Here is a 10,151-nt window from a genome sequence, read left to right on the forward strand (position 1 = left end):
AAAAAACCTTAACGATGGTAAACACACCGCAGAGCATCCGCCGAAAAATCGATTAACTCTGTCCTCGTCAACTTAACCCCCAATACTACTAATAAAAAATCATGTTATTGTTAAGTTCTGGCGCTTATAAAGTAAATACTAAGATTTTTCTTAGTATTTACTTGTAGTTTACGATAATTTTTCTTTTATAAGATTAGCTAAGTTATTAGCTAACTCATTGATTTGACCTTCCTCTTTACCCTCAAGCATAACTCTAACTAATGGTTGTGTTCCAGATGGTCTTATTAAAACCCTTCCACAACCCTCCATTAATTCTTCTATTCTTGCTATTTCATCTTTTATTTCTTCAACTTCCATGAATTTGTTTTTCACTTCGTTTTTTACTTCTACATTTACTAACACTTGTGGGTAAACACTCATTATTGAAGCTAACTCTGATAAAGTTTTGTTTTCTTCTTTTATTATCTTGGATAACATTAATGAACTTAAAACTCCATCTCCTGTAGTGTTGTAATCAAGGAATATCATATGTCCTGATTGTTCTCCACCTAAGTTAAAGTTACCTTTTTTCATAGCTTCTATAACATATCTATCTCCTACGTCTGTAGTCTCTAGATTTATACCATGTTCTCTTGCTGCAACATTTAATCCTATGTTAGTCATAACAGTTATTACTAATGTATCATTTGACAGTTGTTTTTTCTTCTTAAGATATACTGCACTTAATATCATTATATGGTCACCGTCTACAATGTTTCCATTTTCGTCAACAGCAATTAATCTATCTGCATCTCCATCATATGCTAACCCTAAGTCTGCCTTATTTTCTACTACAGCTTTTTGTAACATTTCTGGATGTGTAGATCCACATTTATCATTTATATTCTTTCCATTTGGAGTTGTATTTATATCTATAACATTTGCACCTAATTCTTTAAATACTATTGGTGCAACTTCATAAGAAGCTCCATTAGCACAATCTAAAACAACTTTCATTCCAGTTAAGTCTACATTTATTATAGATTTTAAATAATCTGCATAATCTCTTAAAGCGTTATGTTCATGATTTATAACTCCTACATTTTCTCCAATTGGATTGCAATTTACTTTTTCTATATCTTCAATATATTTTTCTATTTCTAACTCTATTTCATCATCTAACTTATAGCCATCTTTATTAAAGAATTTGATACCATTGTCTTCCATAGGGTTATGTGATGCCGATATAACAACACCACAGTCCGCATTATATTTTCTTGTTAAATATGCAACTGCTGGTGTCGGTATAACTCCTACAGGAATTATATCGCAGCCAACTGACATTAATCCAGCGATTAGAGCTGACTCTAACATGTCTCCTGACATTCTTGTATCTTTCCCTACTACAACTTTTACTCTGTGGTCTCCTTGAGCTAAAACATATCCTCCAGCTCTTCCCAATTTATATGCTAAATCACAAGTAAGTTCTGTATTCGCAACTCCTCTTACTCCATCTGTCCCAAAATATTTTCTCATCAAAAAGCTCCTTTCATAACGAGAATATCTATATCCATAAAATTATTTTTATCAGTTTATGTATTAAATATTAGTCTTTAATTATAACCATAGGATTATTTTAATACTTAAATGAAAAAAAGACAATAGAATTATTTCTATTGCCTTTTTTATATAATATAAAAATTTTATTTTTTAAATTATGCTTCTATAGTCTTTACTGCATCCATACCTTTTTGTAAAGCTTCTCTATTCATTGGTATGAATTTAGATTTTCTTTCTCCGAAAACTTTTAAGAAGGCTTGAAGAACTGATTCTATATCAACTGATTCAGTAACTTTTAAACAAGCACCTAGCATTATCATATTAGCAACTTTAGGCATTCCTATTTCAGCTGCTAATTCATTAGCTGCTATATAAGTTACATTAACATCATCTCTTTCAACTTTTGCATCTATTAATGAACTATTAACTAATATATGTCCTCCTGGAACAACATCGTCAACAAACTTCATAGAAGGTTTGTTCATTATAACAGCACAAGTAGCATCATCTGTTATAACTGGTGATCCAACTTGCTTATCAGATACAGTTACTGCACAGTTTGCAGTACCTCCACGCATTTCTGGCCCATAAGATGGTAACCATGCAACTTCTTTACCTTCAAGCATTCCTGCATAAGTTAATAATTGTCCCATAGACATAACACCTTGACCACCAAATCCTGCACATATTACTCTTGATGTTGCCATATTATTTCGCCTCCTCAACTTCAACTTCTATATCTTTTTTATTTCCTAATTCATAGTAAGACATCATATTGTCTCTTAACCATTGTAATGCATCATTTGCGTTTAATCCCCAGTTAGTTGGACAAGTTGATAATACTTCAACGATACCAAATCCTAATCCTGCTTGTTGAACTTGGAAAGCTTTCTTTATAGCTTTTTTAGCTTTTCTTACGTTAGCTGGTGTATCAACAGAAACTCTTTCTACAAATACTGCACCAGTTAAAGTTGCTAACATTTCACTAACTCTTATTGGGAAACCATTAAGATCTGCACTTCTACCAGCTTGAGCTGTTGTAGCTTTTTGTCCTAATAGTGTAGTTGGAGCCATTTGACCACCAGTCATTCCGTAAATTCCGTTGTTTACGAATATAGTAGTTATTTTTTCTCCTCTAGCTGCAGCATGAACTATTTCTGCCATACCTATTGAAGATAAGTCTCCATCACCTTGATATGTGAATACTACATTGTTTGGATGAGTTCTTTTTACCCCTGTAGCTACTGCTGGAGCTCTACCATGAGCAGCTTCATGAGTATCTACGTTAAAATATTTATATGCTAAAACTGAACATCCTACAGGAACTACACCTATAGCATCTCCTAATACATTCATTTCTTCTAAAACTTCTGCTACTAATCTATGGATTATACCATGAGTACATCCTGGACAGTAGTGAGTAGTAACATCTTGTAATCCTTCTGTTCTCTTAAATACTACAGCCATTATTTAGCACCCCCTATTATTTCTTTAGCTTTATTAGCTATTTCAGCTGGAGATGGTACCATACCACCAGATCTTCCATAGAAATCTACTGGTAATTTACATTCACAAGCTAGTTTAACATCGTCTATCATTTGTCCTAAACTCATTTCAACAACTAATAAGTTTTTAGCATTTGGTATTTCCGCAAATGCTTTATCAGGGAATGGCCATAAAGTTTTAGGTCTTATTAAACCTACTTTGTGTCCTTCTTCTCTCATTTGGTCTACTGTTGTTTTAACTATTCTTGAAACAGTTCCATAAGCAACAAATACTAATTCTGCATCTTCTGTATGATACATTTCATATTGAACTTCATTTTCTTCTATTGTTTGATATTTCTTTTCTAATTTTAAGTTGTGTTGCTCTAACTCTTCTGATTGTAAGTATAAAGAGTTTATTACATTAGGTATTCTTTCACCTTTTGTTCCATTTGCAGCCCAAGTTTTTTCTGGTAACTCTCTAGTTCTTCTTTCTTTATCGAAATCAACTGGTTCCATCATTTGACCTATCATACCATCTGCAACAACCATAACTGGTGTTCTGTATATATCAGCTACATCGAAAGCTTCTATTATCATATCAACTGCTTCTTGAACAGATGCTGGAGCAAATACTGGAGTTCTGTAGTCACCATTTCCTCCACCTTTAGTTGACATGTAGTAGTCTGCTTGAGATGGTTGTATAGTTCCTAGTCCTGGACCACCTCTCATTATATTTAAAATTACGCATGGTACTTCTGCACCTGCACAATATGTTATTCCTTCTTGTTTTAATGCTACCCCTGGTGAAGATGATGATGTCATAACTCTTGTACCAGTTCCTCCTGCACCATAAACCATGTTTATAGCAGCAACTTCAGATTCTGCTTGTACAAAAGCTCCTCCAACCTTAGGTAGTTCTCTTGATAAATATTCTGGTAATTCACTTTGTGGAGTTATTGGGTAACCAAAGAAGTAGTGGCAACCAGCTTCTATAGCTGCTTTACCAAACGCTTCGTTACCTTTCATAAGAATTTTAGCCATTATTAATCCCCCTTATTTTAAATAATTAATCTCTTTCTACTGTTATAACTACATCTGGACACATTAATGCACAACTTGCACAGCCTATGCATTTTTCTTCATCAACTATTTTAGCTGGGTTATAACCTTTTGCATTTATAACCTCTGTGTCAATTGCAAGTATTCCTTTTGGACATGCTTGTATACATAATCCACAACTCTTGCAGTGTTCTTCATTGAAAATCACTTTTCCTTTAGCCATTATTAAGCCTCCCTTAATTATTTCTTATATTGAGCCCAAAACTACATCCATTCTTCTCTTAGATAAAGTTTTATAGGCAATATATCTCCTTCTAAATCTTTTGGTAACTTATCTACAAGGCTTTCTAAACAACAAACATACTTAATTGGTATATTTTTAATTTTAGAAATTTCGCTTACAACTTCTTGGCCTTTTAATACATCATCTACTGTTGTTTCTCTTAGAAGATGAGTGTTATTTACAAGACCTGTTACCTTAAGTTTCGAAGAAGCTTCTATTGCATCTATAAAACCAAGAACCTCTTGTGCAGTTTGAGTTTTCTCCCTGTTAGCGTTAACTACAAAGAACATATCGTAGTCTTCTGGTTTAAAGTGTTCAGCAAATCTACCAACTACTCTTCCACCTACATTGTCTCCACCTACATCTAGTACATAGTTAACTTTATCATCATGTAGTGGTCTCATTACTTCTGCTGAAACAGCTGGAACATCAAGTGTTGTTGTTTGAATAGAGCTGTCAATAGGTGTTATTCCTAACTGTCTCATTAAATCTTTCTTTTCTCTTGTTCTAAAGTACACATTTACCACATCTAAATCAGCTAGTGCTACTTCTCCATCAACTAATTCTCTAAGCATAGTTACATAGTTCATAGAAACTTCACTTTTTCCACTTCCATAATGACCTATAAAAAGTCTAACTCTTTTGTCGTCTTTTATCATAAAATCTCACCTATTTTCAGTATATATTAATAAGCTGAAGCTTCTTTTTCATAATCTAATGATTCTTCTTCGCCATTTAAAACTCTAAGTCCACCTTGCGCAAGAGCAATCATTTCATCTTCTCCTGGATAAGCTTTTACAGGTGCGATAAATTTAACTCTATCTTCTATTTTTTCTCTTATTATTTGAGAATAAGCTATTCCTCCAGTTAATATTATTGCATCTACTTCTCCCTTAAGAACTGTAGCATATGCTCCTATTTCCTTGCATATTTGGTAAACCATAGCATCATATATTAAAGCAGCTTTTTCGTCGCCCTTAGAAATCATATCTTCAACATCTCTCATGTCATTTGTTCCTAAATAAGCAACTACTCCACCATTACCTTTTATTCTTTTTCCTATTTCAGCCTTGCTTAATTGATCTCCATAACATAATCTCATCAAACCACCAACTGGAAGTCCTCCACTTCTTTCTGGTGAGAATGGACCTTCTCCATCAAGACCATTTGTGTTATCAATTACCTTACCTTTTTTATGAGCACCAACTGTAACTCCTCCACCCATGTGAACTATTAATAAATTACAGTCTTCGTAGTTCTTGTTCATATCTTTAGCAGCTCTTCTTCCAATTGCTTTTTGATTTAAAGCATGGAAAATACTTATTCTTGGAATTTCTGGTACTCCAGATATTCTTGCAACATCTTCCATCTCATCAACAACAACTGGGTCTACTATGAAAGATGGTATAGAAACTTCATCAGCCATTTCTTTTGCTATTATTCCACCTAAGTTAGAAGCATGCTCTCCTAGCACACCAACTTTTAAATCTTCTACCATTGCATCGCTCACTTTATAAGTTCCACCTTGTATTGGTTTTAAAAGTCCTCCCCTACCTACTATTGCATGTAAATCTTCTACTTTTAAATTTGCTTCTTTTAAAGCATCTTCTATAACACCTTTACGGAATTCAAATTGATCTGCAACTTTTTCGTATTTACCTATTTCTTCTGAAGAATGTCTTAATGTTTTCTCATATAATAATTCTTCATTTTCAAATACAGCAATCTTAGTCGACGTTGATCCTGGATTTATTGTTAAAATTTTATAATCTCCCACTACAGTAACCTTCCTTTATTTTATATTATTTTTTTGTACTCGCTAAAACTCCTAAAGCTATTGAGTTTAACTTAGTTTTATCACTATCAGCTCTAGATGTTAATATGATAGGTGCCTTTGCTCCTACTATTAAACCTGCATTTTCACATTTAGCAAAAAATGCTATAGATTTATATAATACATTTCCTGCTTCTATATCTGGAACTACTAGTACATCAGCTTTTCCTGCTATAGGGTGATCCATGCCTTTATGTTTTGCAGCTTCTTCACTGATAGCGTTATCTAAAGCAAAAGGACCTCCAACCATACATCCTTTTATCTCCCCACGAAGGTACATATCTTCCAATTCTTTTGCCTCTACAGTATCTTTCATCTTTGGGTTAACCTTTTCCTTAGCACATATTAGTGCTACCTTTGGTTCTTCTATATCTAACGATCTTGCAACTGAACATGCATTTTCAATTATTTGTTTTTTAGCGTTTACATCTGGAGCTAGGTTCATAGCTGAATCTGTTACAAAGAATAGTCTGTCATATCCTTCTATATCGAACACTGCCACATGACTTAATATGTTACCTGTTCTTAATCCTACTTCTTTATTAAGTACTGCTTTTAATATAATTGAAGTATCTACTAACCCCTTCATTACCATATGAGCTTCTCCACTAGATACTAACTCTACGGCTTTTAAGCAAGCTTCTGACAAATCTTTAATGTCTACTAATTTATAATTTTCTAGGCTTATACCTAATTCATCTGCAATTTCTTTAGTTCTTTCAATATCACCAACTAAAATTGCATTCACTATGTTTTCTTTTCTAGCATTTTCAACTGCTATTAGTACCTCTTTGTCTTGACAACAAGCTACAGAAACAGTTTTTGGACCTCTTTCTTTAGCAAATTTAATAATATCGTCTATGTTCCTCATTTTCTCCTCCTAAATTTTAAATATTTAGTTGTTTTAAACTTGGTTTAATTGATTCTCTTTCGATTTAACCGATCTAAAGATTTGTTTAAACTGCTTTTACATTTTTTATGCAAACTTTAATTTTTAAGTTTTTACATTTTTTTATTTCTATATATATTCTAGCATAAATTATTTATGATTGTATAATATTAAAATGAAATTTTAAATAATTTTTTTAATTATTATTATTTTTGATGGTTTGTATTTAAATTTAATGAGTAAATAAGCCACTTCTAACAGATAAATATTTTTTTATGCCTACTTTTTTTGACAAAAAATTTAAATTTTCAGAAAATTCCAACTTTGATTATTTAATATTTTTTTTAATTATACTATATTTTATTAAACTCAATTCGATAAATTCTTAACAAATTAAAAAGTGTAACCTGCTGATTTGTATACAAAATATCAGTCAGGTTACACTTATTTTTATATAAATATTTTATTTTCCAACAATACTCGGTATTATCTTCACATTCTTAAAAGGTGTATCTGATTCATACTTAATCAAATACTCTTTAGATTCATCATATCCATTTTCTAAATCTATATATAAACTTATATCTGCTTTAGACAACTTTGTATTTTTGTCATCCAACTGAACTTCAACATTTATACTGTCAGGTATATTCAAATCTGATGCCTTTATTTCCTGAGTATTATTTCTTAGTTCTATCTCAGAATTATTATATATTAATCTCTGAATTAAACTTTCCTCATCCTTTGGCTTGGCTATTATAGTAGTTTCTTCAGTTGTTATACCTTCTGGAATAATTAAATCTATTTTTTTAGAAACACCTATATCAGCAGAATCTATTTTTTGAGTATTTATATAATTAATTTTATCTAATACTTCCTTTTTACCTTTTATCATTACAACTTCTGGTGTTAATTCATATGCCTTAGTATCTACATTTTCATCTTTTAATTGAATATTTATAGGAACTTGTTTTTCCTCTAAAAAAGTTACTTCTGCATTGATAGTTTTTATATCTAAATTAACGCCTTTAACTTCTTTACCATCTGTATCTACTGGTATTAATTTTACTCTTTTAGTTAATTTATTTTTATCCTTGCTATCTACTTGTACAGTTGCATTTATATAATCAACTTGATCCGTTAAAACCCTGGGACCAGATATATTTACTACACTTTGCTGTAGCGTGACTGTATCTACATCATCCTTATATTGTCCAATTATTTCCGTATTAATATTTTTTTCCTGGTGTACAAGCTTTTCCAATTTTACAACTATAAAATCTGATTTAAATTCATATGACACTTGTTTTGTCGTATTAACTTTTAAATAAAGATAATTTTTCCCTTCTATTGGATTATTTATAGATCCATATATATGTATATCATCTTCACTTATTTTTTGTAAATCAGATAGTTTTCCTGTTATATAAATATCAGCTACTAAATCTGACTCTGGATATACAACTAAATCATCATCTTTTAGTTCCTCTGCATTAGTTACAGTTACAGGTATGTTTTCAAAAAGTTTTGTATCTTCTGGATCCACTATAGCCATTACATACATCCACAATACCATAGCACTAAGTAGAGATATTAACTTTATTCTAGTATTTCTTTTTAAATTATTCTTCATTTAAATATCCCACCTTTAAAGAAGCTTTTATCTTCAGCTGTTGTTTTATTTAAATTTTTCTTTAATATATTAGCCATTCTTTCTTTCGCAATATCTCTATATAGTTTACCTGATTTAGCTATAGAAACTTCTCCCGTTTCTTCAGAAACTATTAAAGTGATACAATCAGAAACTTCACTTATCCCTACACCAGCCCTATGCCTAGTCCCTAAGTCTTTTGTTAAATCTTTACTTTGACTTAAAGGTAAAAAACACGCTGCTGCCTTTACTTTACTACCTCTTATTACTACTGCTCCATCATGTAGAGGTGTATTTGGTATAAATATATTTATTAATAATTGTCTTGAAACGTCTCCATCAATTATAGTTCCAGTTCCTATTATATCTGATATTTTTGTTTCTCTTTCTAATATAATAAGAGCTCCTATTCTTTGTCTTGATAGAGAGTATAGCGTTTCTACAATTTCATCTATTGTCTTATCTAATTTTTTGCTCTCAGCGTTTTCTCCGCCTTTTCCAATCAGATTAAAGTTTGCTCTACCTAAATGTTCAAAACCTGCTCTAAGTTCAGGTTGGAATATTATACAAACTGCTAAAACCCCCACATTTAATGCATTCACCAATATCCAATACAGTGTATGTAATTTAAACACAGAACTAAGCTGAGTAGCAAGCAATAATACTACTATACCCTTAAAAACTTGCTCTGCCCTTGTATCTTTTATAAACATAAAAATTTTATAGAATATGTAAGCTACAATTAATATATCTACAACATCATATATACTCATTCTTAATATTATATCAATAAAACCATTTAAAAAAGAATTTATATCGGACATATTTTATCCTCCTGTTCAATAGTTTTTTAACCTTTTACACTATGTATTATACTATAATAATACAACTATATACAAACTATCTTATTTAATTCAATATATTATTTGTTATATTTATACTTTATTATTATAAGGTTAATTTTATATATTTATTTCATTTTTTTATAAAAAAAAAGTTTCACTAATGTGAAACTTTGATTGGTGAGCGCACAGGGATTCGAACCCCGGACACACGCCTTAGAAGGGCGTTGCTCTATCCAGCTGAGCTATGCACCCATGTTTATTGGAGCGGGAAACGAGATTCGAACTCGCGACTTCAACCTTGGCAAGGTTGCGCTCTACCACTGAACTATTCCCGCATAAAAATTTATAAATTGGTGGGACCAACAGGGCTCGAACCTGTGACCCCCTGCTTGTAAGGCAGGTGCTCTCCCAGCTGAGCTATGGTCCCGGGATAAATTAAATGGAGCGGGTGAAGGGGATCGAACCCTCACAGCCGGCTTGGAAGGCCGGAACTCTACCATTGAGCTACACCCGCATGGTGACTCATAGGGGAATCGAACCCCTGTTACCGCCGTGAAAGGGCGG

10 protein-coding genes and 4 tRNA genes are annotated in these 10,151 nt (G+C 32.1%); all 14 read right to left on the reverse strand.

What is annotated here, in order from left to right:
• Window positions 1-168 precede the first annotated feature (168 nt).
• The 14 genes from glmM to K0039_RS19635 all read right to left on the reverse strand — a co-directional run bounded on the left by glmM (window position 169) and on the right by K0039_RS19635 (window position 10,101).
• A complete protein-coding gene (gene glmM, locus K0039_RS19570) occupies window positions 169-1,515 on the reverse strand; it encodes a phosphoglucosamine mutase (protein ID WP_228106724.1) in 1,347 nt (448 codons plus the stop codon).
• 179 nt (window positions 1,516-1,694) lie between these two features.
• Complete coding sequence (locus K0039_RS19575; protein WP_228106725.1) at window positions 1,695-2,246, reverse strand: 2-oxoacid:ferredoxin oxidoreductase subunit gamma family protein; 552 nt, start codon at window positions 2,244-2,246, stop codon at window positions 1,695-1,697.
• A gap of 1 nt (window position 2,247) precedes the next feature.
• Window positions 2,248-3,006: a thiamine pyrophosphate-dependent enzyme gene (locus K0039_RS19580; protein WP_228106726.1), complete on the reverse strand. Its 759-nt coding sequence runs from the start codon at window positions 3,004-3,006 to the stop codon at window positions 2,248-2,250.
• Window positions 3,006-4,067: a 3-methyl-2-oxobutanoate dehydrogenase subunit VorB gene (locus K0039_RS19585; RefSeq protein ID WP_228106727.1), complete on the reverse strand. Its 1,062-nt coding sequence runs from the start codon at window positions 4,065-4,067 to the stop codon at window positions 3,006-3,008. Before K0039_RS19585 ends, K0039_RS19580 begins: the two co-directional genes overlap by 1 nt.
• A 25-nt stretch (window positions 4,068-4,092) precedes the next feature.
• Window positions 4,093-4,308, reverse strand: coding sequence for a 4Fe-4S binding protein (locus tag K0039_RS19590; protein WP_228106728.1), 216 nt, complete (start codon window positions 4,306-4,308; stop codon window positions 4,093-4,095).
• Window positions 4,309-4,349: 41 nt separating this feature from the next.
• Window positions 4,350-5,027 (reverse strand): ATP-binding protein, encoded by a 678-nt coding sequence (locus K0039_RS19595; protein ID WP_228106729.1) that lies wholly within the window; start codon window positions 5,025-5,027, stop codon window positions 4,350-4,352.
• A 26-nt stretch (window positions 5,028-5,053) separates the two neighbouring features.
• Window positions 5,054-6,145: a butyrate kinase gene (gene buk, locus K0039_RS19600; protein WP_228106730.1), complete on the reverse strand. Its 1,092-nt coding sequence runs from the start codon at window positions 6,143-6,145 to the stop codon at window positions 5,054-5,056.
• Window positions 6,146-6,170: 25 nt separating this feature from the next.
• Window positions 6,171-7,073: a phosphate butyryltransferase gene (locus K0039_RS19605; protein WP_228106731.1), complete on the reverse strand. Its 903-nt coding sequence runs from the start codon at window positions 7,071-7,073 to the stop codon at window positions 6,171-6,173.
• Window positions 7,074-7,554: 481 nt separating this feature from the next.
• Complete coding sequence (locus K0039_RS19610) at window positions 7,555-8,724, reverse strand: CdaR family protein (RefSeq protein ID WP_228106732.1); 1,170 nt, start codon at window positions 8,722-8,724, stop codon at window positions 7,555-7,557.
• Window positions 8,721-9,566, reverse strand: coding sequence for a diadenylate cyclase CdaA (gene cdaA, locus K0039_RS19615; RefSeq protein ID WP_228106733.1), 846 nt, complete (start codon window positions 9,564-9,566; stop codon window positions 8,721-8,723). The genes K0039_RS19610 and cdaA overlap by 4 nt, the downstream gene beginning before the upstream one ends.
• Before the next feature lie 196 nt (window positions 9,567-9,762).
• Window positions 9,763-9,839: transfer RNA gene (locus tag K0039_RS19620), tRNA-Arg, on the reverse strand.
• A gap of 8 nt (window positions 9,840-9,847) precedes the next feature.
• Window positions 9,848-9,922, reverse strand: a tRNA-Gly gene (locus K0039_RS19625).
• Window positions 9,923-9,938: 16 nt separating this feature from the next.
• Window positions 9,939-10,014: transfer RNA gene (locus K0039_RS19630), tRNA-Val, on the reverse strand.
• 13 nt (window positions 10,015-10,027) lie between these two features.
• A tRNA-Gly gene (locus K0039_RS19635) sits at window positions 10,028-10,101 on the reverse strand.
• Window positions 10,102-10,151: the final 50 nt, after the last annotated feature.

The organism is Terrisporobacter mayombei, from assembly GCF_020748465.1.
In the GTDB taxonomy this organism is placed as follows: Bacteria; Bacillota; Clostridia; order Peptostreptococcales; family Peptostreptococcaceae; genus Terrisporobacter; species Terrisporobacter mayombei.